20 protein-coding genes are annotated in these 26,214 nt (G+C 63.2%); 11 read left to right on the top strand and 9 right to left on the bottom strand.

Going from position 1 to position 26,214, the window contains the following annotated elements; all coding sequences use genetic code 11:
• The first annotated feature begins 194 nt into the window (after positions 1–194).
• Entirely contained in the window at positions 195–1,868 is a 1,674-nt protein-coding gene (locus tag AC1RRE_RS15785; RefSeq protein ID WP_492982159.1) for an L-lactate permease, read from the top strand.
• 66 nt (positions 1,869–1,934) lie between these two features.
• Here the strand turns inward: AC1RRE_RS15785 and AC1RRE_RS15780 are convergent, their stop codons facing one another.
• From AC1RRE_RS15780 to AC1RRE_RS15750, 7 genes are all read right to left on the bottom strand, one after another.
• Entirely contained in the window at positions 1,935–4,064 is a 2,130-nt protein-coding gene (locus AC1RRE_RS15780) for a 3-hydroxyacyl-CoA dehydrogenase NAD-binding domain-containing protein (RefSeq protein WP_492982157.1), read from the bottom strand.
• Positions 4,065–4,094: 30 nt separating this feature from the next.
• Positions 4,095–5,303 carry an acetyl-CoA C-acetyltransferase gene (locus AC1RRE_RS15775; RefSeq protein ID WP_492982155.1) on the bottom strand — a complete coding sequence of 403 codons (1,209 nt, stop codon included), beginning with the start codon at positions 5,301–5,303 and terminating at the stop codon, positions 4,095–4,097.
• Between the two features lie 42 nt (positions 5,304–5,345).
• Positions 5,346–6,494: an acyl-CoA dehydrogenase family protein gene (locus tag AC1RRE_RS15770; RefSeq protein ID WP_492982153.1), complete on the bottom strand. Its 1,149-nt coding sequence runs from the start codon at positions 6,492–6,494 to the stop codon at positions 5,346–5,348.
• 54 nt (positions 6,495–6,548) lie between these two features.
• Entirely contained in the window at positions 6,549–8,342 is a 1,794-nt protein-coding gene (locus AC1RRE_RS15765; protein ID WP_492982151.1) for an acyl-CoA dehydrogenase C-terminal domain-containing protein, read from the bottom strand.
• Between the two features lie 24 nt (positions 8,343–8,366).
• On the bottom strand, positions 8,367–10,685 hold the full coding sequence (locus AC1RRE_RS15760) for a 3-hydroxyacyl-CoA dehydrogenase/enoyl-CoA hydratase family protein (RefSeq protein WP_492982148.1): 2,319 nt from the start codon (positions 10,683–10,685) through the stop codon (positions 8,367–8,369).
• 25 nt (positions 10,686–10,710) lie between these two features.
• Positions 10,711–11,847 carry a thiolase family protein gene (locus AC1RRE_RS15755; protein ID WP_492982947.1) on the bottom strand — a complete coding sequence of 379 codons (1,137 nt, stop codon included), beginning with the start codon at positions 11,845–11,847 and terminating at the stop codon, positions 10,711–10,713.
• A gap of 95 nt (positions 11,848–11,942) precedes the next feature.
• Positions 11,943–12,395, bottom strand: a complete 453-nt coding sequence (locus tag AC1RRE_RS15750; RefSeq protein ID WP_492982146.1) for a MerR family transcriptional regulator — start codon at positions 12,393–12,395, stop codon at positions 11,943–11,945.
• A 164-nt stretch (positions 12,396–12,559) separates the two neighbouring features.
• On the opposite strand from AC1RRE_RS15750, the gene AC1RRE_RS15745 reads away from it, so the two are divergent.
• The 6 genes from AC1RRE_RS15745 (at position 12,560) to AC1RRE_RS15720 (ending at position 19,729) form a co-directional block, all read left to right on the top strand.
• Positions 12,560–12,931, top strand: a complete 372-nt coding sequence (locus AC1RRE_RS15745; RefSeq protein WP_492982144.1) for an Mpo1-like protein — start codon at positions 12,560–12,562, stop codon at positions 12,929–12,931.
• A gap of 136 nt (positions 12,932–13,067) precedes the next feature.
• A complete protein-coding gene (locus tag AC1RRE_RS15740; RefSeq protein WP_492982142.1) occupies positions 13,068–13,991 on the top strand; it encodes a sulfite exporter TauE/SafE family protein in 924 nt (307 codons plus the stop codon).
• Positions 13,988–14,758, top strand: coding sequence for a TIGR02186 family protein (locus AC1RRE_RS15735; RefSeq protein WP_492982140.1), 771 nt, complete (start codon positions 13,988–13,990; stop codon positions 14,756–14,758). The genes AC1RRE_RS15740 and AC1RRE_RS15735 overlap by 4 nt, the downstream gene beginning before the upstream one ends.
• Positions 14,759–14,839: 81 nt before the next feature.
• Positions 14,840–16,000, top strand: a complete 1,161-nt coding sequence (locus AC1RRE_RS15730; protein ID WP_492982138.1) for an acyl-CoA dehydrogenase family protein — start codon at positions 14,840–14,842, stop codon at positions 15,998–16,000.
• Between the two features lie 5 nt (positions 16,001–16,005).
• The gene (locus tag AC1RRE_RS15725) at positions 16,006–17,268 is read left to right on the top strand and encodes an MFS transporter (RefSeq protein ID WP_492982136.1); all 1,263 of its coding nucleotides are present in this window, start codon (positions 16,006–16,008) and stop codon (positions 17,266–17,268) included.
• 127 nt (positions 17,269–17,395) lie between these two features.
• A complete protein-coding gene (locus AC1RRE_RS15720) occupies positions 17,396–19,729 on the top strand; it encodes a xanthine dehydrogenase family protein molybdopterin-binding subunit (protein ID WP_492982135.1) in 2,334 nt (777 codons plus the stop codon).
• Positions 19,730–19,802: 73 nt separating this feature from the next.
• Here AC1RRE_RS15720 and AC1RRE_RS15715 read toward each other — a convergent pair whose 3' ends face one another.
• Together AC1RRE_RS15715 and AC1RRE_RS15710 are read right to left on the bottom strand one after the other, a co-directional pair.
• Positions 19,803–20,252, bottom strand: a complete 450-nt coding sequence (locus tag AC1RRE_RS15715; RefSeq protein WP_492982134.1) for a response regulator — start codon at positions 20,250–20,252, stop codon at positions 19,803–19,805.
• A 24-nt stretch (positions 20,253–20,276) separates the two neighbouring features.
• Positions 20,277–21,749 carry a sensor histidine kinase gene (locus tag AC1RRE_RS15710; RefSeq protein ID WP_492982133.1) on the bottom strand — a complete coding sequence of 491 codons (1,473 nt, stop codon included), beginning with the start codon at positions 21,747–21,749 and terminating at the stop codon, positions 20,277–20,279.
• Between the two features lie 110 nt (positions 21,750–21,859).
• On the opposite strand from AC1RRE_RS15710, the gene AC1RRE_RS15705 reads away from it, so the two are divergent.
• The 4 genes from AC1RRE_RS15705 to AC1RRE_RS15690 all read left to right on the top strand — a co-directional run bounded on the left by AC1RRE_RS15705 (position 21,860) and on the right by AC1RRE_RS15690 (position 26,209).
• Positions 21,860–22,291 (top strand): NUDIX hydrolase, encoded by a 432-nt coding sequence (locus AC1RRE_RS15705; protein ID WP_492982132.1) that lies wholly within the window; start codon positions 21,860–21,862, stop codon positions 22,289–22,291.
• 81 nt (positions 22,292–22,372) lie between these two features.
• On the top strand, positions 22,373–23,482 hold the full coding sequence (locus AC1RRE_RS15700) for a hypothetical protein (protein WP_492982131.1): 1,110 nt from the start codon (positions 22,373–22,375) through the stop codon (positions 23,480–23,482).
• Positions 23,479–24,894 (top strand): hypothetical protein, encoded by a 1,416-nt coding sequence (locus AC1RRE_RS15695; protein WP_492982130.1) that lies wholly within the window; start codon positions 23,479–23,481, stop codon positions 24,892–24,894. The genes AC1RRE_RS15700 and AC1RRE_RS15695 overlap by 4 nt, the downstream gene beginning before the upstream one ends.
• Positions 24,895–24,994: 100 nt before the next feature.
• A complete protein-coding gene (locus AC1RRE_RS15690) occupies positions 24,995–26,209 on the top strand; it encodes a pentapeptide repeat-containing protein (RefSeq protein ID WP_492982129.1) in 1,215 nt (404 codons plus the stop codon).
• Positions 26,210–26,214 lie beyond the last annotated feature (5 nt).

The raw sequence follows: 26,214 nt of genomic DNA, 5'->3' as shown, positions 1-26,214 counted from the left end.
ACCAATATCTGATCCATAAAAAGGCCGGGGGAACCCGGCCTTTTTTTATGCGTTCTTTACGCAGTTTTGCGGAAAAGCACTGCAAAAACGCTTTTTCTTGCCGCGATCCAAAAAGCCGTTTCTCATCCGCGGGTGATCCGAATCGATCGCGAGGAACACGCTCAACATCAAAGAGATCAACTGGAGGGACCTCCATGTGGAGTCAGGTCTATAACCCGCTGGGCAGCGCTGTGCTGTCCACTGCCATCGCCGCAATCCCGATCGTCATCCTGCTTGGACTGATCGCCTTCGCCCGCATGCAGGCGCATCTGGCCGCCGTGATCGCCCTGATCGGCGCGATTGCCGTCGCCGTCTTCGGCTTCACCATGCCGATGGACTTGGCGCTGAAGGCCTCCTGGCTTGGTCTGCTGACCGGCCTGTTCCCGATCGGTTGGATCATCCTCAACGTCATCTTCCTGTATCGCCTGACCCGGGATAACGGCTATTTCGAGATTCTGCAGAACTCCATCGCCGGCATCACGCCGGATCGCCGGCTGCAGCTGCTGCTGGTCGCCTTTTCCTTCGGCGCCTTCTTCGAGGGCGCGGGCGGCTTCGGTACGCCGGTTGCCGTCACCGGCGCCATCCTGATCGGCCTCGGCTTCTCGCCGTTGGCGGCTTCGGGCCTCTCGCTGATCGCCAATACTGCCCCAGTGGCCTTCGGCGCGCTCGGCACGCCGATCGTGACGCTGGGTGCGGTGACCGGCATGGATGTGTTCCAGCTTGGCGCCATGGTCGGCCGGCAGCTGCCGTTCTTCTCGCTGATCGTGCCCTTCTGGCTGATCTGGGCCTTCGCCGGCTGGCGCGGCATGGTCGCCATCTGGCCGGCCATCCTGGTCTGCGGCGTCACCTTCGCCGTCCCGCAGTACTTGGTGTCGAACTACCACGGCCCCTGGCTGGTCGATGTGGTGGCCTCGCTGGTCTCGATGGGCTGCCTGTTCGCCTTCCTCAAGGTCTGGAAGCCGGCCGAGGTCTGGCATTCGCCCAAGCTGCGCAACCGCGACGATAACTCCGCGGTCGGCATCCCGGGCGTGGCCAGGCCGGCGGCCAGCGTCACCGCGCCGTCCGGCGGCCAGGTGCTGGCGGCCTGGATTCCGTGGATCATTCTCTGTGTCTTCGTCTTTGTCTGGGGCACCCAGACCTTCAAGGACGTGGTCAATCCATGGTTCTTCCCGAAATACACCATCGACGGCCTGCACAACATGATCCAGAAGGTGCCGCCAGTGGTGGCCAAGCCGGCCGCGGAAGCCGCCGTCTTCAACTTCAACATCCTGACCATGACGGGCACGGCGATCTTCCTGGCCGCGATCATCTCCGGTCTGGTGATGAAGTACTCGCCGGTCGAGCTGGTCAAAGCCTATGGCCGGACCGTCTGGGCGGTGCGCTACTCGCTGATCACCATCGCCGCCATGCTGGCGCTGGGCACGCTGACGCGCTACTCCGGCGTCGATGCCACGCTGGGTCTCGCCTTTGCAGCCACCGGCGTGCTGTATCCCTTCTTCGGCACGTTGCTCGGTTGGCTGGGCGTGGCGCTGACGGGCTCGGATACGGCCTCAAACGTGCTGTTCGGTGGCCTGCAGAAGATCACGTCGGAACAGCTCGGCCTGTCGCCGATCCTGATGGGTGCCGCCAACTCATCCGGCGGCGTGATGGGCAAGATGATCGACGCCCAGTCCATCGTGGTGGCTTCCACCGCCACCAACTGGTTCGGCCATGAAAGCGAGATCCTGCGCTATGTGTTCTGGCACTCGATCGCGCTGGCCTGCCTGGTGGGCGTGCTGGTGACGTTGCAGGCCTATGTCTGGCCGTTCTCGGCGATGGTTATCCACTGACCGGCGCTTGAGCCAATAAAAAGGCCCGGGGAAACCCGGGCCTTTTCGTTTGTACTGAGAGGCGCGTCAGGCGGCGTAGAAGGACTTGCCTCCGGCTGCCATGTCGCGCAGCAGCTTGGGCGGCGTGAAGCGTGCGCCATGCTTCTGGGCCAGCTGGTCGCATTCCGCCACGAAGGGCTGCACACCCACGGTGTCGATGTTGCTGATGGTGCCGCCACGGAAAGGCGGAAAGCCCCAGCCCATGATCGAGCCGACATCAGCGTCGCGTACGTCGATGATGACGTTTTCTTCCACGCAGCGGGCGGTCTCAACCGACTGGATATAGACCAGCCGCTTGATCACATCGGCAAGCTCGGGCTGTTCGGCCTTGACCGGGAAGTGCTTGCCCAGCTCGGTCCACAGCTTCTTCTTGCCGTCGGCCGGGTATTCATAGAAGCCCTTGGCTGCCTTCTTGCCCATGCGGCCAAGCTTTTCGACCATCAGCGACAGCACCGGGGCTGAGCCATCGGGTTTGTAGGCATCGCCCAGGTCCTTCTGCGTCTGGGCGCGCACGCGGTGCATCAGCTCCAGCGAGACTTCGTCGGCCAGGGCCAGCGGACCGACCGGCATGCCGGCGGCCTTGCCGGCATTCTCGATCAGGGCCGGAGCCACGCCTTCGGACAGCAGCGTCAGGCCCTCGCTGACATAGGTGGCGAAGACGCGGCTGGTGTAGAAGCCGCGGCTGTCGTTCACCACAATCGGCGTCTTGCGGATTTTCTTCACGAAGTCCATGGCGCGCGCCAGCGTCTCGTCCGAGGTCTGCTTGCCGCGGATGATCTCGACCAGCGGCATCTTGTCGACCGGCGAGAAGAAGTGGAGCCCGATGAAGTTGGCCGGGCGGTTGCTGGCCTCAGCCAGACCGCTGATCGGCAGGGTCGAGGTGTTGGAGGCAAAGATGGCGGTTGGCGCGATCTGCGCCTCGGCCTTCTTGGTCACATCGGCCTTGATGGCGCGATCCTCGAACACGGCCTCGATCACCATGTCGCAACCCTTGAGGTCGTCATAGGAAGTAGTGGCCTTGATCAGGCCGAGCTGCCTCTCCTTGTCGGCCTCGCTGGCTTTCTTCGCCTTGACGCGCTTGTCGAGCAGGCCTGCGGTATAGGCCTTGCCCTTGTCGGCCGACTCCTGGGTGTTGTCCAGCAGCACGACCTGCAGGCCGACCGAGGAGGCGGAATAGGCGACACCCGCACCCATCATGCCGGCGCCCAGGATGCCGATCTTGGTATAGGCCTGGGTGGGGATGTTCTTGGGGCGGTTGGCCAGCTTGTTGGCGTCGCCGATCGAGAAGAACAGCGAGCGGATCATGTTGCGCGCTTCCTTCGACTGCGTGCAGGCGACGAAATAGCGGCTTTCGATCTTCAGGCCGGTATCGATGTCGACCAGCATGCCCTCGTAGACACAGGACATGATGTATTGCGCATTGGGATAGTTGCCCATGGTCTTGGCCCGCAGCATGGCATTGCCGGCGGTGAAGATTTGCGCGCCCTTCGTCGTGTTGGCGGCTTCCGGCACGCGGAAGCCCTTCTGGTCCCAGGGCTTCACATGGCTGGTCTGGCCCTCGGCGAGGATCCAGGTCTTGGCGCGGGTGAGCAGCTCGGCAGCGGCGACGATCTCGTCGATCATGCCCAGCCCGAGCGCAGCCTTGGTGTCGACCTTCCGGCCTTCCAGCATCATCGGCAGGGCCTTCGACACGCCGATCAGGCGCGGCAGGCGCTGGGTGCCGCCAGCACCGGGCAGCAGGCCGATGGTGGCTTCCGGCAGGCCGATCAGCGTCTTCGGGTTATCGGCGGCGATGCGGCGATGGCAGGCGAGGCAGATTTCATAGCCGCCGCCCAAAGCCATGCCGTTGATTGCAGCGGCGAAGGGTTTGCCAGCCTTCTCGATGTCACGAAACAGCTTCTGCAGGCCGAAGCTGTTCTGCAGCGCCTTGGCCGGGTCTTTCGACTCCGCCAGCATGCTGACCAGATCGCCGCCGGCGACGAACTCGGCCTTGGCCGAGGTGACGATCACGCCCTTCACGGCCTTGTCCTGGATGGCCTTGTGGACGGCTTCGCCGAATGCGCCGATGCTGTCCCTGTTCATCACGTTCATCGGCCGGTCGGCCATGTTCCAGGTAATGGTAGCGACGCCGTCGCCATCAACGGAATAGTCAATCATGGAATCAATCTCCGAAAATACGGCTGCGCTTTAGACGCGCTCGATGATGGTGGCGGTGCCCATGCCGGCGCCGACGCACAGCGTGATCAGCGCCGTGCTCTTGCCGCTGCGCTCCAGCTCGTCGACCATGGTGCCCAGGATCATCGCGCCGGTCGCGCCCAGCGGATGGCCCAGCGCGATGGCGCCGCCATTCACGTTGATCTTGTCATGCGGGATGTTGAGCGCCTGCATGAAGCGCAGGACGACCGAGGCAAAGGCCTCGTTCAGCTCGTAGAGGTCGATGTCGGACGGCTTCATGCCGGCCAGCTTCAGCGCCTTTTCGGCAGCGAAAGACGGGCCGGTCAGCATGATGGTCGGCTCCGAACCGATGGAGGCGAAGCTGCGGATGCGGGCACGCGGCTTCATGCCCGATGCCTTGCCGGCTTCCTTGTTGCCGATCAGCACGGCGGCGGCGCCATCGACGATGCCGGACGAATTGCCGGCATGGTGCACATGCTCGATGCGCTCGACCTCCGGGTAACGCTGGGTGGCGACGGAATCGAAGCCGAACTGCTCGCCCATCACGGTGAAGGACGGATCAAGCGAGGCCAGCGTCTGCATGGTGGTATCGGGGCGCAGATGCTCGTCGCGGTCGAGAATGGTCAGGCCATTGATGTCTTTCACCGGAATGATCGACTTCTTGAAGCGGCCCTCGTCCCAGGAGCGCTTGGCGCGCTTCTGGCTCTCGACGGCGTAAGAATCGACGTCATCGCGGCTGAAGCCGTATTTGCTGGCAATCAGGTCGGCCGAGATGCCCTGCGGCACGAAATAGGTCGAGATCGCCACGGCCGGATCGGTGGCCCAGGCGCCGCCATCGGATCCCATCGGCACACGGCTCATGCTTTCCACGCCGCCGCCGATCGCCATCTGCGACTGGCCGGACATGACCTGCGCGGCCGCCATGTTGCAGGCTTCGAGGCCCGAGGCGCAGAAGCGGTTGATCTGCACGCCGGCGGTGGTTTCGGCATAGCCGGACTGGATCACGGCGACGCGGGCGATATCCGAACCCTGCTCACCGACCGGCATGACGCAGCCCAGAACCACGTCATCAACGAGAGAGGTGTCGAGCTCATTGCGGTCGCGCACGGCTTCCAGCGCGGTGGTGGCCAGCCGCATCGGCGTGACTTCATGCAGGGCGCCGCTGGCGCGGCCCTTTCCGCGCGGCGTGCGTACGGCGTCATAAATAAAGGCTTCAGCCATGATCTCTCTCCCTGGGCTTGTTTGTTCTGCCGGATACCCGGATTACAAAGTGCGACTGATCAGTTCCTTCATGATCTCGTTGGTGCCGCCATAGATGCGCTGCACGCGAGCATCGGCATAGGCGCGGGTGATCGGATATTCCCACATGAAGCCGTAGCCGCCGAAGAGCTGCAGGCAGCGGTCGAGCAGCTTGCACTGCAGGTCGCTGCACCAGTATTTCGCCATCGCCGCCGTGGCCGGGTCCAGCTTGTGCTGGGCCACCAGCTCGATGCACTTGTCGACAAAGACGCGGGCGATCTGGGTTTCGGTCTTCAGCTCGGCCAGTTCGAACTTGGTGTTCTGGAAGTCCAGCACACTCTTGCCGAAGGCCTTGCGCTCACGCGTGTAGTCGATGGTCCATTTCAGTGCGCCCTCGCAGCCGGCGACTGCCATGATGGCGATCTGCAGCCGCTCCCAGGCCAACTCCTGCATCAGGTAGAAGAAACCCTGGCCTTCACCGCCCAGCATGTTCTCCGGCGGCACGCGCACGTCGGAGAAGAACAGTTCGGAGGTGTCCTGAGCCTTCATGCCCAGCTTTTCCAGGTTGCGGCCCTTGGTGAAGCCCTCGCGGTCCGATTCCACCAGGAACAGGGTGGTGCCCTTGGCGCCCTGCTTGGGATCAGTCTTGGTCACCAAGATCACCAGGTCGGCATTCTGGCCATTGGTGATGAAGGTCTTCTGGCCGTTGATGACGTATTCGTTGCCGTCCTTCATGGCGGTGGTCTTCACAGCCTGAAGGTCGCTGCCGCCGCTGGGCTCGGTCATGGCGATGGCGCCGATCACTTCGCCGGTGGCCATCTTCGGCAGCCACTTCTTCTTCTGCTCTTCCGAGCCGTAGGCGAGGATATAGGGTGCGACGATGTCGGAATGCAGCGAGAAGCCCGGGCCGGTGCAGCCGGTATAGGCCTGCTCTTCCATCAGGATGGCCGAATAGAGCCGGTCGACACCCGAGCCGCCGTATTCTTCGGGCATGGTCGGGCAGAGGAAACCGTTCTCGCCGGCCTTGCGCCAGATTTCCTTCGGCACCACGCCGTCTTCTTCCCACTTGGCGTGGTTAGGGACGACTTCGCGCTCGAAGAACTTGCGTGCCGCCTCACGGAACATCTGGTGATCTTCCGTGTAGATGGAACGCGGGATGCCGTATTCGGTCATTCTTGTTGTTTCCTCCGGCTAGACTTGGGCCATGCACTGCACGGCTAGTCCTGTTTAGAAATTGGCGGCCTTCAGCATCATGGTGCTTTCCGAGCCGGCCTGGATCTTGGCCAGCTGCGCCGCCGTATCGGGCAGCATGCGCTCCATGAAGAAGCGGGCAGTGATCAGCTTGGTCTCGTAGAACTCCTTGTCGCCGCCGCCTTCGGCCAGCTTCTGCTTGGCCACCTGGGCCATGCGGGCCCACATGAAGCCCACCGCGACCAGCGCGAAGAGATTCAGGTAATCCCACGAGGCCGCGCCGGCTTCATCCGGGTTCTTCAGGCCGCGCTCGGAGACCAGCGCAGTGGCGGTCTGCAGGCGGGCGAAGGCCTTGGCCAGCGGCATGACGAAGTCCTTGCCGATCGCGGGGTCCATCATGTTCTCTTCCACGAAGGTCGAGACCGGATGGAAGAAGCGGCGGGCGAGACGGCCGATGCCAGTGGGCAGCTTGCGGCCGACCAGGTCGAGCGCCTGGATGCCGTTGGCGCCTTCATAGATCATCGCAATACGTGCATCGCGCACGAACTGTTCCATGCCCCATTCGGCGATGTAGCCGTGACCGCCATAGACCTGCTGGGCAATGGTGGCGCACTGGTAGCCGTAATCGGTCATGTAGGCTTTCACCATCGGCGTCAGGAAGGCGACCAGATCGTCGGCCTCCTGGCGGCGGTCGGCGTCCGGATGCTTGGCGGAAATATCCAGCTCGATGCCGGTCCACAGCGCCAGCGCGCGGCTGCCTTCGGTGAAGGCCTTGATGGTCAGCAGCATGCGACGGATGTCGGGATGCACGATGATCGGGTCGGCCGGCTTGTCCGGAGCCTTGGTGCCGGTGATGGCGCGGCCCTGAAGGCGGTCATTGGCATAGGTCAGCGCGTTCTGGTAGGCGACCTCGGCCTGGCTCAGGCCTTGCACGCCGACGCCGAGGCGGGCGGCGTTCATCATGACGAACATCGCCTGCATGCCCTTGTGCATCTGGCCGACCAGCCAGCCCTTGGCGTTGTCGTAGTTCAGCACGCAGGTGGAATTGCCGTGGATACCCATCTTGTGCTCGATCGAGCCGCAGGAGACGCCGTTGCGGGCGCCGAGCGAGCCGTCATCGTTGACCAGGAATTTCGGCACCACGAAGAGGCTGACGCCCTTGATGCCTTCCGGGCCGCCCGGAATCTTGGCTAGCACCAGATGGATGATGTTCTCGGCCATGTCATGTTCGCCGGCCGAGATGAAGATCTTGGTGCCGGTGACCAGATAGCTGCCGTCCTTCTGGGGCTCGGCCTTGGTGCGCATCAGGCCCAGATCGGTGCCGCAATGCGGCTCGGTCAGGTTCATGGTGCCGGTCCACTTGCCCGACGCCATGTTCGGCAGATACTTGTCCTTCTGCTCTTCCGAGCCGTGACGCAGCAGCGCTTCATAGGCGCCGTGGGTCAGGCCAGGATACATGGCAAAGGCCATGTTGGCCGAGGACTGGATTTCCGCCATGGCGATGCCCAGCACATGGGGCAGGCCCTGGCCGCCGTACTTTTCCTCGGCGGTCAGCGCGCCCCAGCCGGCCTCGCAATACTGCTGGTAGGCTTCCTTGAATCCGGTCGGCGTGGTGACGACGCCGTTATCCCACTTGCAGCCTTCCAGGTCGCCGACGCGGTTCAGCGGCGCGGTGACCTCGCTCATGAACTTGCCGCCTTCTTCCAGCACGGCGTCGATCACGTCACGGCTGGCATCGGTGAAGCCCAGCAGGTTGCTCATCTTTTCCATCTGCAGCACGTCGTGCAGCACGAACTGGAAGTCCTTTACGGGGGCGGTATAGCTCGGCATGGCCTGTCTCTCCCTGATCCCTGCTTAATTGCGCAGGGGCTTGCCCTTGGTGAGCATGTGTTCGATGCGGTCCAGCGTGGCGTTGGTCTTGATCAGCGCCATGAAGTTCTCGCGTTCCAGCTCCAGCAGCTTCTTCTCGGTCACCACTTCGGTGATGTCGGTCTTGCCGCCCGAGACCACATTGGCCAGGGCACCGGAGACGACGACATCATGTTTGGTGGCCTTGCCCTGCTGGGCGAAGCCTTCGACGGCCAGGCTCATCGCCGCCTTGGCCGTGGGGCCGGGCAGGCTGATTTCCACCGGCACCGGCGGCTTGTAGTCCTTGCTCAGTTCCAGCGCCTTGGCCTTGGCATCGGCCAGCAGGCGGCGGCGGTTCATGGTGATGCTGTCGCTGTCGCGCAGGATCAGCATGTCGCGCGCTTCCATGGCTGAGGTCGCGACCTTGGCGGTCGAGATCGCCTCGAACACCTGTGCCAGTGCCGGCATCGGACCGCCGGGACGGCGCTTGTTGGTGATGGCGCGGGTGATCAGCTCCTTGCAGCCACCCCAGCCGGGGATGACGCCGACGCCCACTTCCACCAGACCCATATAGCTTTCGGCATGGGCTTGGATAGCAGAGGAATGCAGCGTGATCTCGCAGCCGCCGCCCAGCGCCATGCCGGCAACCGCCGACACGACCGGGAAGGGGGCATACTTCAGTTTCATATAGGCGTCCTGGCCTTCGGTCATGCCCTGCTCGATGGCAGGCCACATGGCAATGTTGGCCTGGAACAGCGCGATGCCGATATTGGCGCCGACCGAGAAGTTGTCGGAGTCGGAACCGATGATCAGCGCCTTGAAGCCCTTCTTGTCGATCTTGCCGGCTTCCTTGACCATGGCGATGATGTCGGCATCCACCGCATTCATCTTGGTGTGGAATTCCAGGCAGGCGACGCCGTCGCCCACATCCCAGATGCTGGCACCCTTGTTGGACAGGATCGGCTGCTTGCCGCGCTTCTTGTCGGCCAGCGTCCAGGCATCGGGCGCCACCACGATCTCGGCATAGTCGCCCTTCGGCGTCAGGCGGTAGGCCTTGTCGCCTTCTTCCTTGTAGAACGGACGGCCGGCGGCGATTTCCACCATCTTCGGCACGGGCATACCCGATGCTTTCAGCTTGTCGGCAAACCACTGGGTGCCGAGCTGGTCGATCTGCTGATAGGGACCGTATTTCCAGGCGTAGCCGGTCTTCATCGCGGTATCGACCGCGGCGATGTCGTCGACGATCTCAGGGACCAGGTCGGCGGCATAGCTCAGCACGCGACTGAGCACGCCCCAGGCATACTGGCCACCCTTGTCGGGATGCTCGACCAGCGCACGCAGACCCTTCTTCGCCACCTTGGCGGATTCCAGGTTGGCGCGAATGGTGGCTCGGAATTCACCGGTCTTGAGATCGAGCGCTTCCTTGCCGCGGGCGCGGTAGAATCCGCCCTTGCCCTTGCGGCCGGTATAGCCGTCCTTGATCATCTTCTGCATCAGGGCGTTCAGCGGATGATCGGCCTTGTAGAACTGCAGCAGCGGATCGGTCTTGGGCAGGGTTTTCAGCATCGAGCCGACCACATGCGGGCCGAGGTCGATGCCGGTGAGATCGGCGAGACCGAAGATGCCGGTCTTGGGCACGCCCATCGGACGGCCGACGATGCTGTCGGCTTCCTCGACGGTGAGGCCGAGGTCATAGGCCAGCGCGGTGGCGACCGTCGACCAGTAGATGCCGATGCGGTTGGCGATGAAGCCCGGGCGGTCCTTGCAGTCGACCACTTCCTTGCCGAGTTTCACGTCGCCGAACTGGCGCAGCGCGTCGATCACAGCAGGCTTGGTCTTGGGGCCCTTCACCAACTCGAACAGGCGCATATAGCGCGGTGGGTTGAAGAAGTGCGTGACGGCGAAGTCGGCCGCGAAGCTTTCCGGCAAACCTTCGGTCAGCAGGTCGAGCGGGATCGTCGAGGTGTTGGACGTGACGATCGAACCCTTCTTGCGCTTCTGCTCCAGCTGGGCATAGAGCTTCCGCTTCAGATCGACATTCTCGATGATCGCTTCGCAGATCCAGTCCACGTCGGCCAGCTTGTCGAGGTCGTCTTCCAGGTTGCCCGGGGTGACCAGTTTGGCCACGCGCGGATGCATGAACGGCGCTGGCTTGGTCTTCAGCATCTTGTCGATGGCGCCCTTGGCCAGTGCGCTGCGGTCGTTGGCGCCCTGCGGCACGATATCCAGCAGGATGACGGGAATGCCGGCATTGGCGACATGGGCGGCAATGCCGGATCCCATGACACCCGCACCGATCACCGCGACTTTCTTGATCTCGCTCATACTTTGAACTCCAGTCGCAGTGGCGTTAGACGGCTTCCAGAACGGTGGCGATGCCCTGACCGCCACCGATGCACTGGGTGGCCAGCGCGAACTGCTTGCCTTCGCGCTTCAGCAGCGAGGCGGCCTTGCCGGTGATGCGCGCACCGGTGGCGCCCATCGGATGGCCGAGCGCAATCGCACCGCCATCCAGGTTGACCTTCTTCATGTCGTATTTGGCTTCTGCCACACAGGCCAGCGCCTGGGCTCCGAAGGCTTCGTTCAGCTCGATGATGTCGATATCGCCGAGCTTCAGACCGGCGCGCTCCAGCGCCTTCTTGGTGGCGGGCACCGGACCGATGCCCATCATCTCAGGTGCGCAGCCGGCGACGGCCACCGACTTGATGCGGGCCAGGACCTTGAGGCCATGGGCCTTGGCGAAATCTTCCGAGCAGACCAGCGTGGCGGACGCGCCATCGGTCAGCGGCGACGAGGTGCCGGCAGTGACCGTGCCCTTCTCGTCGAAGGCCGGGTTGAGACCAGCCAGGCCTTCAGCCGTGGTTTCCGGACGGATGCAGCCGTCGAGTTCGACGCGGTTATTGCCGTCGACAATGGCGACGATCTCGTCCTTCAGCTTGCCGGCCTTCTGGGCGGCCAGCGCCTTGGCATGGCTTTCGACAGCCATCTGTTCCTGCGCCTTGCGGTCGATGCCGTATTTCTTGGCCAGGTTCTCGGCGGTGATGCCCATCGAGACATAAGCCTGCGGGTATTCCTTCAGCAGCGTCGGGTTGGGCAGGGTGTTGAAGCCGCCCATCGGCACGCGGGTCATGCTTTCGACACCGGCGCAGATGAAAGCCTCGCCCGCGTTCATCTGGATGGCGCCGGCGGCCTGATGGATGCTCTGCATCGAGGAGCCACAGAAGCGGTTGACCGTGGTGCCGGCCGCATCCTGCGGGATGCCGGCCAGGAAGCTGATCAAACGCGCGACATTCAGGCCCTGCTCGCCCTCGGGGAAGGCGCAGCCGACGATCACATCTTCAATGGCCTTGGGGTCAACGCCGGTCCGCTCGATCAGCGCCTTCAGCACCTGCGCGGTGAGATCGTCGGGACGAACCTTGGCCAGCGCGCCCTTGCGGGCGAGCGTGAACGGCGAGCGGGCATAGCCGGCGATCACCACATTGCGCATCATGACGAATCTCCTTGAGAGCGGACGGTCTTTTATCTGGATAGCGAGAGACGGATGGAAAGCGGCGCCGCAGGGTGCTGCGGCGCCAGTCTTGCTTATTCGGCGACGGCAGCGAACTGTTCGGTCTGGCTGCGTACAAAATCCTTGAATGATACGGCGCTGGGCCGGTCACGGCTCTGCTTCAGGAAGTCGTCCAGGATGCGGACGTCCTGCTTGAGCTGGGTGATGGCCTCTTCGATGTCATGCCGCTGGGTTTCCAGGGCGGAGAGACGGTCGCGCGAGCGCTTGAGCGTCAGGGTCAGCTGCTCGATGCGGCCATCGCCAAGATCATAGAGGTCGATCATCTCGCGGATTTCGGCCAGGCTGAAGCCCAGGCGCTTGCCGCGCAGGATCAACAGCAGACGGGCGCGGTCGCGCTTGGTGTAGACCCGCATCATGCCCTGACGGGACGGATGCAGGAGCCCCTTGTCTTCGTAAAAGCGAATCGCGCGCGCGGTGACTTTGAATTCGTGCGCCAGATCGGTGATCGTGTAGGTTATATCCGACACGGCAGGCCCTCCCTAAAGGCTCAAATTTGAGTCGAGCTGAGTCTTAGTTTCCGCTTACGTCAACGTCAACTCGAATCTCGTTTGTGAACAAATGTTGGATTAATTCGCGGAAATCTGGTAAAAACGACCGAAGCCATTAACAACAGAGTATGGAGGAAAACACAATGTCCGACAATCGGATATCTTCATATGCCGAGTTCTGGCCCTTTTATCTGCGCGAGCATGCCAAGCCGGTGACCCGGGCCTGGCATTACTTCGGCACCACGCTGGCCCTCGGCAGTCTGGCGGCCCTGATCGTCACCGGGCAGTGGTACTGGCTGGTTGGCGCGCTGCTGATCGGCTACGGCCCGGCCTGGATCGGGCATTTCTTCGTCGAGAAGAACAAGCCGGCCAGCTTCAAATACCCGCTGTGGTCCTTCGTTTCGGATTTCCGCATGTACTTCGCCTTCCTCTCGGGCCGCATCGGCCGCGAGCTGGAACAGGCCGGGGTGCCGGCCGGCATGGGGCACAACAGTGGCGCCGGGGCGGCCAGCTGACCGGTCATTTGTTCGGGAAAATCACACGAACACCATGATAGGCGTGGCAGTTTGGTCCCGGAGCTTTATAAGAAAAACGGGCTTTGTAAGCGTATGAAGCCCCAAGCCGCGTAGTCGTCAGGGTCCGGCCACAATTATGCAAATCTACCTCCCCATCGCCGAGCTTTCGGTCAGCATATGGCTGCTGCTCGGGCTCGGCGGGGCAGTGGGATATCTGTCGGGCCTGTTCGGGGTGGGTGGCGGCTTTCTGCTGACGCCGATGCTGATCTTCATCGGCGTGCCGCCCCCGGTGGCGGTGGCCACCTCGGCCAACCAGGTGGTAGCGGCCAGTGTCTCGGCCGTCTACGCGCACTGGCGCAAGGACAATGTCGATTTCAAGATGGGCGTGGTGCTGCTGGTCGGCGGCCTCGTCGGCTCCAGCTTCGGCGCCTATCTCTTCACCGTGCTGAAGCGCATCGGCCAGCTCGATGCGGTAATCGCGCTCTCCTATGTGATCATCCTCGGCACCATTGGCGGTATGATGATGACCGAGAGCGTGCGTGCGCTGCGGGCCAAGCCGAGCAACGCCCCGATTGTGCGGCGCAAGCGGCTGAACGATCACGACCTGATCCGCGCGCTGCCCTTCAAGATGCGCTTCCGCAAGTCGCAGCTTTACATCAGCGCGCTGATGCCGCTGGTGCTGGGTTTCCTGGTCGGCATTCTCGCCGCCATCATGGGCGTGGGCGCCGGCTTCCTGCTGGTGCCGGCGATGATCTATCTGCTGGGCATGCCGACGGCCATCGTGGTCGGCACATCGCTGTTCCAGATCATCTTCGTCACCGCCAATGTCACCATCCTGCATGCCATCACCACGCAAACGGTGGACGTGACCCTGGCGCTGCTGCTGCTGCTCGGTTCGGTGATTGGCGCGCAATACGGCGTGCGCCATGGCGCAAAGCTGCGTGGCGAACAGATTCGCGGTCTGCTGGCGGCATTGGTACTGGCGGTGGCGATCGCGCTGGCCGTCGAGCTGATCCTGCCGCCCGATGACCAGTTCTTCCTTGAAGCGGGGCCACGATGAAGGCGCTGCTGCTTTTCCTGCTTCTGCTCGGCGGCAGCGAAGCCTTCGCGCAGGCGACGCCGAATGCGCCGCGCGGACCGGCGCCGGCCGACTCGCCGCTGATCACCGATCTGTCCTCGCATCTGATCGCCATCACCTCCAGCTTCAACGGCACCGATCTGCTGCTGTTTGGCGCGATCGATGAACCCGGCGATGTGGTGGTAGTGGTGCGCGGTCCGACTGCCACGTCGGTGGTGCGTCGCAAGCGGCCGACCCTCGGTCTGTGGCTGACGCGGCGTTCGGAAAGTTTTGACAACGTGCCGTCCTATTACGCCGTGGCCAGCAGCCGCCCGCTGCGCGAGATCGCGCCGGCCAGCCTATTGCAGCGCCTGCAGATCGGTACGGAGCATCTGCGTTTCCGCTATCTGGGGCTGCGCCGCTTCGACAATATCGGCGATTACGAAAAATCCATCGTGCGTCTGAAAATCCGCGACGGACTGTATCGCGAGAATATCGGCGCCATCGATTTCCTCGGGCCGAAGCTGTTCCGCACTGAAATCAGCTTCCCCGCCACCGTGCCGGTCGGCACGTATCAGACCGAAGTCTATCTGGTGCGCGGCGAGCGCATCATCGCCGCCCAGTCGACACCGCTGTTCATCGACAAGCAGGGCGTCGAACAGGAAATCTACGAATTCTCACGTACCGAGCCGGCGGTCTACGGCATGGTCGCCGTGCTGATGGCGGTATTCGCCGGTTGGGTGGCCGCCATCGCTTTCCGTCGCGGCTAAGGCGAAGTTTTTCTCTCTCCGGCTTGCACTCAGGTCTGGTTGTGCCAAGCTGTGTACAGACCATTTGGCAGAGTGACGACCATGGATGCCGATACGCTTGAACAGACCCGCCAGGGTCTGCGCCGTTTCGTTCGCGAACGGCTGGTTCCTCTCGAGAAACAGGTCGCGGATGAAGACAAGGTGCCGGCGGATATCCGCAGCGCCTTCGCCGAGATGGGCCTGTTCGGCATTTCCATCCCTGAAGAATACGGCGGCCTTGGCCTCAATCTGGCCGAAGAAGTCGAGCTGGTGTTCGAGCTGGGCTGGACCTCGCCGGCTTTCCGCAGCATGTTCGGCACCAATATCGGCATCGGCAGCCAGGGCATCCTGATCGACGGCACGCCGGGGCAGAAAGAAACCTGGTTGCCGCGTCTGGCCAGTGGCGAGGTGATCTCCAGTTTCGCACTCACCGAACCCGATGCCGGCTCGGATGCCGCCAGCGTCAAGACGCGCGCCGAGAAGCAGGGCGATCATTACGTCATCAACGGCGCCAAGCGCTTCATCACCAATGCGCCGCAGGCCGGCATCTTCACCCTGATGGCCCGCACCGATCCATCGAACAAGGGTGCCGGCGGCGTCACGGCCTTCATTGTTGAAGCCAATACAGCGGGTATCAGCATAGGGAAACCCGACAAGAAGATGGGGCAGCGCGGCTCGCATACTGCTGATGTGATCTTCGACAACGTGAAGGTACCTGCCGCCAACATCATCGGCGGCAAGGAAGGGCAGGGCTTCAAGACCGCGATGAAGGTTCTGGATCGCGGCCGCCTGCATATCTCGGCCATGTGCGTCGGTGCGGCCGAACGCCTGATTCATGAGTCCGTGTCCTATGCGCGCGACCGCAAACAGTTCGGCCAGGCCATCGCCGAGTTCCAGCTGATCCAGGCCATGCTGGCTGACAGCAAGACCGAGGCCTATGCCGCACGCTGCATGGTGCGTGATGCGGCCGGGCGTTACGCGGCGGGTGAAAACGTGTCGATGGAAGCCAGCTGTTGCAAACTGTTCGCCTCCGAAATGGTCGGACGGGTCGCTGATCGCGCTGTGCAGATTCATGGTGGCTCGGGCTATATCCAGGAATTTGCCGTCGAGCGCTTCTATCGCGATGTGCGTCTGTTCCGGCTTTACGAGGGCACCAGCCAGATCCAGCAGTTGGTGATCGCCAAGCAGATGCTGCGCAAGGCTGAATCCGGCATGGAGTCCTGAACCCGATGCCGGAAGACGGATCAGGACGAACAAGTGCTGCCCGCACGGCCCTGCTGCTGGTGGGCATCTGCTTCCTGCTCAACGCGCTGTCGCGCGGCAGCGGCGAGACCTTCACGACCTTCCTGCTGGCGCTGACATCGGAATTCCAGGCCAACCGCGCCGATGTGGCGGTGATCTATTCACTGCAGATGCTGCTGGCCGGCATTTGTGCGCCGGTGGCCGGTTACTGCTTCGACCGCTTCGGGCCGTTGAAACTCTATGTCGGCGGACTGATCCTGCTGGCCATCGGCCTGCTGCTGGCGTCCTTCGCCGGTGCGATCTGGCAGCTCTACATTTTCATTGGCATCGGCGTGGGCGGCGCCGCAGCCTTTCTGGGCAACGCCCCGCATTCTGCCCTGCTGGCGCGCTGGTTCGAGAATATCCAGCTGTCGCGCGCCATGAGCGTCGTCTATGCGGCGCTTGGCATCGGCTCGCTGCTGCTGGTGCCGCTGGCGCAGCTGGTGATCGAGACCTGGGGCTGGCGCAACGCCTACCGCATGCTGGCCGTCATCGCGGTGCTGGTGGCGCCCATTCTGCTGCTGGTGTCCTGGCCGACGGCGCAGGTCGGGCGTATCCGCCCGCCGCAGCCGGCGACGAAGGACAATGGCGATGTTGTCGAGAAGATCGCCGTGATTGAATGGACCATCGGCACGGCCATGCGCAACCCGGCCTTCTGGGGTCTGGCCTCGGTTTTCTTCTTCACGTCGGCTGGCATGTTCTCGGTGCTGGTGCAGGCAGTCGCCTATCTGGTCGAGCTGGGCTATGCGCCGCTCAAGGCCGCTTCGATCTACGGCCTGGTTGGCGTGCTGACCCCCATCGGCATCCTTGGCTTTGCCTGGATGGATGGCCGCATCGGCCGCCATGCCTCGGCCGCCATTTCCTATGCCTTCAGTCTCACCGGTCTTGGCGCACTCTGGGCGCTCAAGGCCTGGTCCTCGCCGCTACTGCTTTGGGTCTTTGTGTTGCTGGTCGGCCTGTCGTTTGGCGCGCGCGGCCCCATGGTGGGCGCGACCGCGGCCCGTATCTTCCATGGGCCCCGTTTCGGCATGATTTTCGGCACCATCATGGTGGGCAGCGGCTTTGGTGTGGCCTTCGGCACCTTCACGGGCGCCACCCTGCATGACGTGACCGGTGGCTACACGGCGGTTTTCCTATTTTCGGCCGCCTGCGTGATCATGGGTGCGCTGCCCTTCTGGACCTACCGCTCGTTGCGGGCCTATGGCCCATAACTTTGTCGGGTAACAATCCGGTGGGTTGAAAGGGCAGGGAGAATCCCTATCATTTTCCCCACCAGTGCCCCCCCCAGAGACGCCCCGGAAAGCCTGGCTCCGCGTCTCTCCTGAAAGGAATGCCTGCATGACCAAGTTCGGCCAGAGCCAGCCGGTTCGCCGTGTCGAGGACCAGCGTTTCATCACCGGCAAGGGCCGTTACGCAGACGACATCAGCCTGGAGAACCAGGCCCATGGCGTTTTCCTGCGCTCTCCGCATGCGCATGCCAGGATTCTGAAGATCGACACCACGGCGGCCAAGGACGCGCCGGGCGTGGTGGCCGTCTATACGCTGGCCGATCTCAAGGCTGCCAATATCGGCGACCTGCCCTGCACCATCCCGCTCAAGAACCGCGACGGCAGCAACCGCGCCGATCCGCCGCGTCCCGCACTGGCCGATGCCATGGTGCGCCATGTCGGCGATCCGGTTGCCTTCGTGGTCGCTGAAACCGTGGCGCAGGCGCGCGACGCGGCTGAATTGATCGAGGTGGACTATGACAGCCTGCCGGCCGCGGCCGACCTGAATACTGCCCTGGATGCCGGTCAGCCGCAGATCTGGCCCGAGGCGCCCAACAACCGCGCCTTCGACTGGGAAGTCGGCGACAAGGCCAAGGTCGATGGCATCTTCGCCGGTGCTGCCAAGGTCGTGAAACTGACGCTGGACAACAACCGCGTCATCGTCGCCTCGATGGAGGCCCGTGCGTCGCTTGCCTCCTTCGACAAGGACACCGGCCGCTTCGCCCTCTATGTGCCGACCCAGGGCGTCTGGGTGCAGAAGAAGCTGCTGGCCAAGATTTTCGGTCTGCCGGACGAGAAATTTGCCGTCTATACCAACGATGTCGGCGGCGGCTTCGGCATGAAAATCTTCATCTACCCTGAACAGGTGCTGACGCTGTTTGCCGCCCGCGCGCTCGGCCGTCCGGTCAAGTGGACTTCGGAGCGCAGCGAGGCCTTCCTCACCGATACTCATGGCCGCGCCAACCTGACCCATGCCGAGATGGCGTTAGACAAGGACCATCACTTCCTGGCGCTGCGCATCCACAACATCGCCGATATGGGCGCGTATCTGTCCACCTACGCGCCGATGATCCCGACCATGGCCGGCACCAAGGTGCTGTCCTCGGTCTATCGCTTCCAGGCGGTGCATAGCCGCGTCGAGGGCGTGTTCACCAACACCGTGCCGGTGGATGCCTATCGCGGCGCCGGTCGCCCGGAATCGAATTATGTGATGGAGCGCCTGATCGATGTGGCGGCGCAGGAACTGAAGATCGATCGCGCCGAGCTGCGCCGCAAGAACTACATCCCGCCGACCGCCTTCCCCTGGACCAGCGCCATGGGGCTTACCTATGACTCGGGCGAGTTCGAGAACACTGCCGACACCGCGCTCAAGGCCATCGACTGGGCCGGCTTCGAGGTTCGGCGTGCAGAGGCCCGCAAACGTGGAAAACGTCGCGGCATCGGTATGGCCTATTATCTGGAAGCCACCGGCGGCGCGCCGACCGAGCGCGCGGAAATTCGCTTCGCCGAGGACGGCTATGTCGATGTCTATGTCGGCACGCAGTCGACCGGCCAGGGGCATGAGACCGCCTATACCGAGATCGTCGCCGAACAGCTGGGCGTGGATTTCGACATGATCCGGATCAAGCAAGGCGACAGCGACATGATTCCCACCGGTGGCGGCACCGGTGGTGCGCGCTCGCTCTATTCTCAGGGCGGCGCCATCCTCAAGACCAAGGATGCGGTGATCGAGAAGGGCAAGGCAGTCGCGGCCGAGATGCTGGAAACCGCCGTCGGCGATATCGAATTCACGGCCGGACGCTTTGCTGTCGCCGGCACGGATCGCGGCGTCGGCATCCTGGATGTGGCCAAGGAGGCGCGTGCGCGCTCCGGGGTCGGCTATGACCAGGCCGCCGGGCTGGATACCGCTGCCGATCACCAGATTCAGGCGATCACCTTCCCCAATGGCTGTCATGCCTGCGAGGTCGAGATCGACGAGGCCACTGGCGTCGCCGAAGTGGTGCGGTATGTGGTGGCTGACGACATGGGCAAGGTGATCAACCCGACCATCGTGAAGGGCCAGATTCATGGCGGCGTGGTGCAGGGCGTGGGTCAGGCGCTGTACGAGCATGTGGTTTATGACGCCGATGGCCAGCTGCTGACCGGCAGCTTCACGGATTACTGCCTGCCGCGCGCCGACAACTTCCCCGATATCGACGTGATCCTGTGTGAAGTACCCTGCAAGACCAATCCGCTAGGCGTGAAGGGTGCGGGCGAAGCCGGCGCCGTCGGTTCGGCCCCGGCCACCATCAGCGCCGTGGTCGATGCGCTGGCCGATCTGGGCATCAAGCATGTCGACATGCCGGCGACACCGCAGAAGCTGTGGCAGCTTCTGCATGGCGGCCTGAGTCAGGCTGCTGAATAATCGGTCGCTCTATCCGGAAACGAAAACGGCGGGCCAAGGCCCGCCGTTTTTTATTGTCTGCTGAACTCTGCGGTCAGTGCTGGCCGTTCTGCGGCACCTGCATGACGGTCAGGAACAGGCCCAGCTGGCGGATCGCCTGGGCGAAATTCTCGTAGTTCACCGGCTTGGTGATGTAGACGTTGCAGCCCAGTTCGTAGCAGCGCTGGATTTCGGTCTTGTCGTCAGTGGTGGTCAGCACCACGACCGGTGAGAGCGCCACGCCGGGGCTGTTCTTCACGGCGCGCAGAATGTCGGTGCCCTGCATGTCGGGCAGGTTGAGATCAAGCAGAATCAGCAGGGCATTGCCCTTGTGGGCCTCGCCGGTGCCGTCAGCGCCGAGCAGGAATTCCAGCGCGGGTGCGCCCGCGCTGAAGCCGACGATCTCGTTGTTGACGCCGGCGCGGCGGATATTCTTTTCGATCAGGCGGGCATGACCTTCGTCATCCTCGATCATCACGATGGTTACGGGTTTATTCTCGGACATGGGGCTTCCTGACTTCTGGGGAGATTACGGTGTCCATGCTTTGGGTAAAATTACTGTAAAGGTTGTGCCTTTATTGATCGCGCTGTTGACCTTGATCGTGCCGCCGATGCGTCGCACCAGTGCACGCACATGCGCAAGGCCGATGCCCTCGCCGGGACGGTCCTGCACGCCGGCGCGACGGAACAGCTCAAAGATGCGCTCGTGATCTTTCGGGTCGACGCCGCGGCCGTTATCGGACACCTGAATCTGGACGAAGCCGAGCCGCGTTTCACCGGTGATGTCGATCTGGCCCGGGATGTCGGTGCGCAGGTATTTGATCGCATTGTCGAGCAGGTTGGAGAAAATCTGCTCCAGCGCTAGGCGATCGCTGGAAATGCTCGGCAGATCGCCGATGTCGATCCTGGCGTTGGCTTCCTGGGCGCGATGTGTGATGTCGTTGGCGAGGCCTTTGGTCAGGGCGGTCAGGTCGACTGGCTGCGAGACGAATTCGCGCCGCCCGGCGCGCGAGAGCTGCAGGATCGCGTTGATCAGCCGGTCCATCTTGGCGATCGAGGTCTTGATGAAGCCAAGCGCCTCGTTGAATTCCTTGCGCTGTGCCTCGCGCTTGCCGGCGTCCTCGGTGGCCTTCTCGGCGAAAATCTCTTCCTGCAGGGCCGACAGTTCGCTGGTGAAGCCCATGATGTTCACCAGCGGCGAGCGCAGGTCATGGCTGACGATGAAGGCGAAGCGCTGGATTTCCTCATTGGCTTCGCGCAGGTCGGCGGTGCGTTCGGCCACACGGTCTTCCAGCTGGGTGTTGGTTTTCGCCAGTTTGTCATTGGCTGCCGCCAGTTCGGCATGCGCCTGGGCCAGCTGCAGGCTGCGTTTGCGGATCAGCGAGATCGAGGCGAGCGCCAGCACCGCGATGATCAGGCCGCCAGCGAAGTTGACGATGAACAGCATCAGGTTGGTGCGATCGGAATAATCCTGCCGCTCTTCCAGCAGGGCGCGCTCATTGGCGATCATCGCCAGAATCTGCGCCAGCAACCGGTTCATCAATTCCAGGCCCTGGCCCGAACGGGTAAGTCTGAGGGCTTCCTCGTCCCGGCCGGCAGTCATCAGGCGCACCGTCTCGGACAGTTCCGTCAGCTTGGCGTCCAGCGCGGGCTGCAGGCTGTCGAACTTCTCCTGCTGGGACGGATTGTCGGAGATCAGGCGCTCAACCTCGGGGCGGATTTCCCGCATCCGATTGAGGCCGATCTCGTAATCCGACAGGTAGGCGCGATCGCCGGTCAGCAGGAAGCCGCGCTGGCCGCTTTCGGCCCGCCGGATGGCGCCCTGGAAGATGACAAGGGCATTGTTTACTTCCAGGGTATGGGCGACCTGCTCCGAGGCACTATCAGTCTCTCGCGCCAGCCACAGCGAGGTCAGGCTCATGCTGACCAGCACCACGAAGCCGGCAACCAGAAGGCCGAACTGCAGTGGGATGCGGATGTGCAGGGGGCGGATTTCGATCATGAAAATGCCGGAACCACGCTTAAATCATTGAGCAATTTGTCTTTTATAACGAAAATCAGCACCCGACGCAAAGCAATGATCCGGCTTGCAAGCCGGGGTTTGGAGCACCCATGTCGCGTGAATATCCCGACCGGCCGATCATCGGCCTCGGTGCCATCGTCTGGAAGGATGGCCGGGTGCTGATGGTGCAGCGCGGCCGGCCGCCGCGGGCTGGCATCTGGAGCTTGCCGGGGGGTGCGCAGGATCTGGGCGAGACGGTGGCCGATGGTATCCGGCGCGAGATCGCCGAGGAAACCGGGATCGAGATCGAACTGCTGGGACTGGTCGAGGTGATCGATTCCGTTCAGCGCGATGCCGCCGGCCGGGTCCTGTACCACTACACCATCATCGATTATGCCGCCCGCTGGACCGGTGGGGAGGCGGTGGCCGGTGATGACGCGGCGGCTGTCGCCTGGGTCGACCCCGCCGATCTGCATCGGATGGACCTCTGGGATGAAACCATCAGGGTAATCGAAAAATCACGGGTCTGGCTTCCGGCATAGAGGCCCAGATCGTTTGCGCCGTCCCTGCCATGTGATTAAGTAGGGAGACAGGTTTCTCTATTCTACTGTCGGGCGTGGGGGATGAATTTTCCGAAAGGCGCGGGACAGCAGTTCCAGCCGGCCAAATTCGATGAGCGCGGAACAGCGGTTGCCTTCACCACGCCGGCCCTGAGCCAGGCGCGCGTGCGCTTGGATAACCGCGACCAGCTCGAGCTGACGGTCTCTGCCTTTTCCGGCGTGAAGGGTAATTACGTCATCCGCTGGAAGGACGTGCCCGACATCTTTTCGCTGACCATGCATGATCGCGCTCTGCAGGAGGCCATCTTCCGTGAAAATTCCTGCTTGCCGGCCGATGTGCGGCGGGCCACGCTGGAAACCGCACGGACCGGCCTGGCCGGTCCGGAATCACAGCGCGGCGCCGAGGAAGCGATCGCGGAAGATGAGAATGAGGCGCTGCTGACGCGCTTCTACCTGTTCAAGTCGGCCGTGGAAAAGCTCTCCGGCGGCGAGATGAAGCTGCATCTTTCCGACTTTACCTCCTCGTCTGGCCGGGAGCGCGTCAAAAGCGACCTGGGTGAGATCGCCCAGCGCTTCGGCACCACCGCCAACGAGCTGTATTCCCGCCTCGAACTGTGGGGGCAGATGATCGCCCCGCTGGGTATGCCCGGCACCACCAAGGACTGTCGCCTGCGCCGCCTGATCAGGGAGGTCGGCACGCTTTCGGATCGCCTGAACCAGTGGTCGATGACCGACAAGTCGGAGGCCGCCGATCTGGCGCGCGGCATTTCCAAGGTGGCGGCCTTCACTGAAAGCTTCGCTGCCGACCTGGCGACTGCGGCGGTGCGGCCGGTGGACTATGTCGAGCGCGTTCTGGCCAACTGGGACAAGGCGATGGAGACTCTGCAGAAGGATGTCGAGCGGCTGTACTGGACCGTTGATGGCTGGGAGTTCATCAGCCTGCTGTGGAAAGATGCCGAAGGGCAGGACCGGGACCACCAGCGGGCAGCAGTAACGGAAATTTATCGAGTTCTGCCGATGATCCCCGAGAAAGAAGCGTTGAACCGGCCGAACGTGCAGGCAATGCAGGAGAACACGCGCATGCAGGTGCGTGCCCTTGAGGGATGGAATTCGGGCTCGCTGGATATCGAGATGATCCGTCGCGTCGAAAATGTGAAGCGGAGACGGATATGACCGATCTGGCCTCCGAACTGCGCGATATCGAGCGCAAGCTTTTCGAGATTCCCGACGAAAAAGTCGCCCAGCTTACCCTGCTGATCGAGCGCTCGCGCGCCGTGGTGTTGTCGGCGGCGCTGGCCGATGCCGCGTTGGGCACGCTGCGCCCGCGCCTGGCCAAGACTCGTCCGCCGCGCCATCTGACCCTGCAGCGCATCTTCTGCCATCCCTTCGAAGACCTTCTGGTCTTCCCTGAAGACAGCGACAAGGAATTCGGTCGCATATCGCGTACTTCGCTTGCGCCTTGCTGGGACTTCGTGCTGGGTGGCCTCGATCAGGCCGCCGTGAAGGAGCTGGAAGCGTCCTTACGCAAGGAAGCGCCTCCGGCCATGGGTGCGGTCGGGGATCCGCGCATCGCCAAGCTGGGCGAGACGCTCTGGTCGGTTGCGGCGCGCCATCTGCGCGGGCAGATCGATGCCGCCGAGGCCGATCCGGCCAAACGCACCGATCTGGTAACCAAGCTGGGTGGCGAAACCGCCTATCTCGATCTGATCGACATGCTGGGCATGCTGGAGATCGCCGCCTTCCTCGAGACGTTGCGCGAGGAGCTGTCGCCCAAGCCGGTCGGCAGGTTCCTCGACAGCCAGGTCGAGGCGATCAAGGACACCTACGCGGCGCTGTGCAATTTCGGCGCGGCGCGGCCCGGCTATATGATCGCCTTCGTGCTGGCGCGCATGACCGACGCTTTCCAGGCCCTGCCGATCTTCGGTGAAATGGGCGACCTGCCAACCGGCATTGCCGATCTCAAGCCGGGTCAGTATGCCCGCCGCATGATCGCCGGCGACAGCAAGCGCTTTTTCAAGGCGATCGGTCGCAGCGACGCTGCCAAGATGGACGCCGGCAATATCGCCGGCATGGTCGACGATTTCGTACGCATGATCGGCCGCCTGAAGGCCGACGGCATGGCCGAGGGCCCCCAGCCCGAGATGGATGCGGCCGGCGTGAAGCTGCGCGATATGGTGAAGACCGGTGTTCTGGCCGGGGCGGATGATAAGGTCCTCAATGCGCTGGCCACACCGGCCAGCATCGAGCCGGGCCAGGAAGCCGCCATGAAACAGGCGATCTTCGAGGCCAAGGTCGAGGCGGAGAACCGCGTCTATGCCATCCAGAAGGTGGCGAAGGTGGCGGGCGAGATCGGCGCCGACAAGGATGTGAGCGTCACGCTGAAGCAGCTCGGTGGCCAGATCGAAGAGGGTGGCGGCACGCTGATCGCCGATATCAAGGCCGGCAAGCTGAACGCGCTGGGCAAGGAAGCGGCCAAGCAGCAGCTCTATGGCGCCGTGCGTATGCTGGAGCTGGTCAGCGGCGGCACCGCTGCGGCCAAGCTGATGAAGGACGGCCTGGCTGCCATTGAAAAGATGCCGGCCTGACGCCATCTCCTTCTGAGGGGACTGAAAGTCCCCACGCGGAGGAAATCGGATGGACAATAGTCCGAAGCAGACATCGCCGGGACCAGCCCCGCAACCGGGCATGGTCCGCAAGAAACTGTCCCAGGCCGAGATTAATAGCCTCATCAAGCTGCATCAGGATTATCGGAACGGCGTCTATGGCGGGCGACGCGCGATCCTGTCGTTCCACGACCTGGAAGGCATGCTGTTCGCCGGCGCCGATCTGAGCGATGCGGATTTTACCGGTGCGGCGCTCTATGGCGCCAGCCTGGGTGGCTGCAACCTGGATCGCGCCGTGTTCTTTGGCGCCGACCTGCGCAATGCCAACCTCACCGGCGCTAGCCTGGTGCGCGCCGATCTGCGCGGTGCGATTCTCCAGGGCGCAAATCTCACGCAAGCCAATCTGTTCGATGCCGACCTGCGCGACGGCATGATCGCCGAACGCGACGGCCAGACCCGCGATATCAAGGCTATCCAGTACAAGCCCGGCGCAGTCGAGATGCAGGGCGCGGCGATGCAGGGCGCCAACCTGACCAAGGCGCGCATGACCGGCGCGGTTGCGCATCACACCGATTTCACTGATGCGATCATGGTGGGCTGCAATCTTGTCCGCGCCAATTTGGCGCATGCCAACCTGACCAATGCCGATCTCTCGGGCGCGGATCTCTCGGGCGCGCGGCTCACCGGTGCGACGCTGACCAATGCGGTGTTGACCGATGCCAAGCTGCAGATGGCCGATATGTCCGGTGCCAAGACCGATGGCATGCTGGGCGACAAGCCGGCCGGCCGGCCGCTGGAAGAACTGGGCATGACGCCCGAAGAGGCGTTGCGCCTGCACGGCCTGTGGGTCACGTCGGGCGGCGCGGAAGGCAAGCTGGTGGATTTCAGCGGTTTTGACCTGCGCAAGATCGGCAGCCTGTACAAGGCGCAACTGACCGGCCTGATGGCGGTGAAGGCAGTGTTCTTCGGGCTCAATCTGGAAGGGGCCGCCATGCAGGGCGCGCGTCTGACCGGCGCCGACCTGCGCAACTGCCGGCTGACACGAGCGGATTTGCGCGGCGCCAATCTGAAGGATGCCAAGCTCGGCCATGCCGACATGCGCGGCGCCGACCTGAGCCCGCTGGTGGTCGCGCCGACGCGCAGCTTCGCCTGCCACCTGGATGGCGCGAACCTGCGTCACGCCGATCTGCGCAACGCGAATCTGAAGGGGACCGTCCTGACCGGCGCCGATCTGCAGGACGCCAATATCGAGGGCACCGATTTCACCGATGCGGTGGGACTGCCGCCGGCTGAATAGGGCCG

The sequence above is a fragment of the Ferrovibrio sp. GW821-FHT12D07 genome, assembly GCF_058807275.1.
This window is presented reverse-complemented; position numbering and strand designations above follow the sequence as displayed.

Bases quoted from the DNA above. Each gene is read 5' to 3' on its own strand.
- AC1RRE_RS15740 (WP_492982142.1), top strand. From the start codon at position 13,068: ATGCAAATCTACCTCCCCATCGCCGAGCTTTCGGTCAGCATATGGCTG.
- AC1RRE_RS15785 (WP_492982159.1), top strand. From the start codon at position 195: ATGTGGAGTCAGGTCTATAACCCGCTGGGCAGCGCTGTGCTGTCCACT.
- AC1RRE_RS15710 (WP_492982133.1), bottom strand. From the start codon at position 21,749: ATGATCGAAATCCGCCCCCTGCACATCCGCATCCCACTGCAGTTCGGC.
- AC1RRE_RS15755 (WP_492982947.1), bottom strand. From the start codon at position 11,847: ATGCGCAATGTGGTGATCGCCGGCTATGCCCGCTCGCCGTTCACGCTC.
- AC1RRE_RS15770 (WP_492982153.1), bottom strand. From the start codon at position 6,494: ATGACCGAATACGGCATCCCGCGTTCCATCTACACGGAAGATCACCAG.
- AC1RRE_RS15695 (WP_492982130.1), top strand. From the start codon at position 23,479: ATGACCGATCTGGCCTCCGAACTGCGCGATATCGAGCGCAAGCTTTTC.
- AC1RRE_RS15760 (WP_492982148.1), bottom strand. From the start codon at position 10,685: ATGAGCGAGATCAAGAAAGTCGCGGTGATCGGTGCGGGTGTCATGGGA.
- AC1RRE_RS15745 (WP_492982144.1), top strand. From the start codon at position 12,560: ATGTCCGACAATCGGATATCTTCATATGCCGAGTTCTGGCCCTTTTAT.
- AC1RRE_RS15775 (WP_492982155.1), bottom strand. From the start codon at position 5,303: ATGGCTGAAGCCTTTATTTATGACGCCGTACGCACGCCGCGCGGAAAG.
- AC1RRE_RS15690 (WP_492982129.1), top strand. From the start codon at position 24,995: ATGGTCCGCAAGAAACTGTCCCAGGCCGAGATTAATAGCCTCATCAAG.
- AC1RRE_RS15715 (WP_492982134.1), bottom strand. From the start codon at position 20,252: ATGTCCGAGAATAAACCCGTAACCATCGTGATGATCGAGGATGACGAA.
- AC1RRE_RS15765 (WP_492982151.1), bottom strand. From the start codon at position 8,342: ATGCCGAGCTATACCGCCCCCGTAAAGGACTTCCAGTTCGTGCTGCAC.
- AC1RRE_RS15720 (WP_492982135.1), top strand. From the start codon at position 17,396: ATGACCAAGTTCGGCCAGAGCCAGCCGGTTCGCCGTGTCGAGGACCAG.
- AC1RRE_RS15700 (WP_492982131.1), top strand. From the start codon at position 22,373: ATGAATTTTCCGAAAGGCGCGGGACAGCAGTTCCAGCCGGCCAAATTC.
- AC1RRE_RS15730 (WP_492982138.1), top strand. From the start codon at position 14,840: ATGGATGCCGATACGCTTGAACAGACCCGCCAGGGTCTGCGCCGTTTC.
- AC1RRE_RS15780 (WP_492982157.1), bottom strand. From the start codon at position 4,064: ATGATTGACTATTCCGTTGATGGCGACGGCGTCGCTACCATTACCTGG.
- AC1RRE_RS15725 (WP_492982136.1), top strand. From the start codon at position 16,006: ATGCCGGAAGACGGATCAGGACGAACAAGTGCTGCCCGCACGGCCCTG.
- AC1RRE_RS15705 (WP_492982132.1), top strand. From the start codon at position 21,860: ATGTCGCGTGAATATCCCGACCGGCCGATCATCGGCCTCGGTGCCATC.
- AC1RRE_RS15735 (WP_492982140.1), top strand. From the start codon at position 13,988: ATGAAGGCGCTGCTGCTTTTCCTGCTTCTGCTCGGCGGCAGCGAAGCC.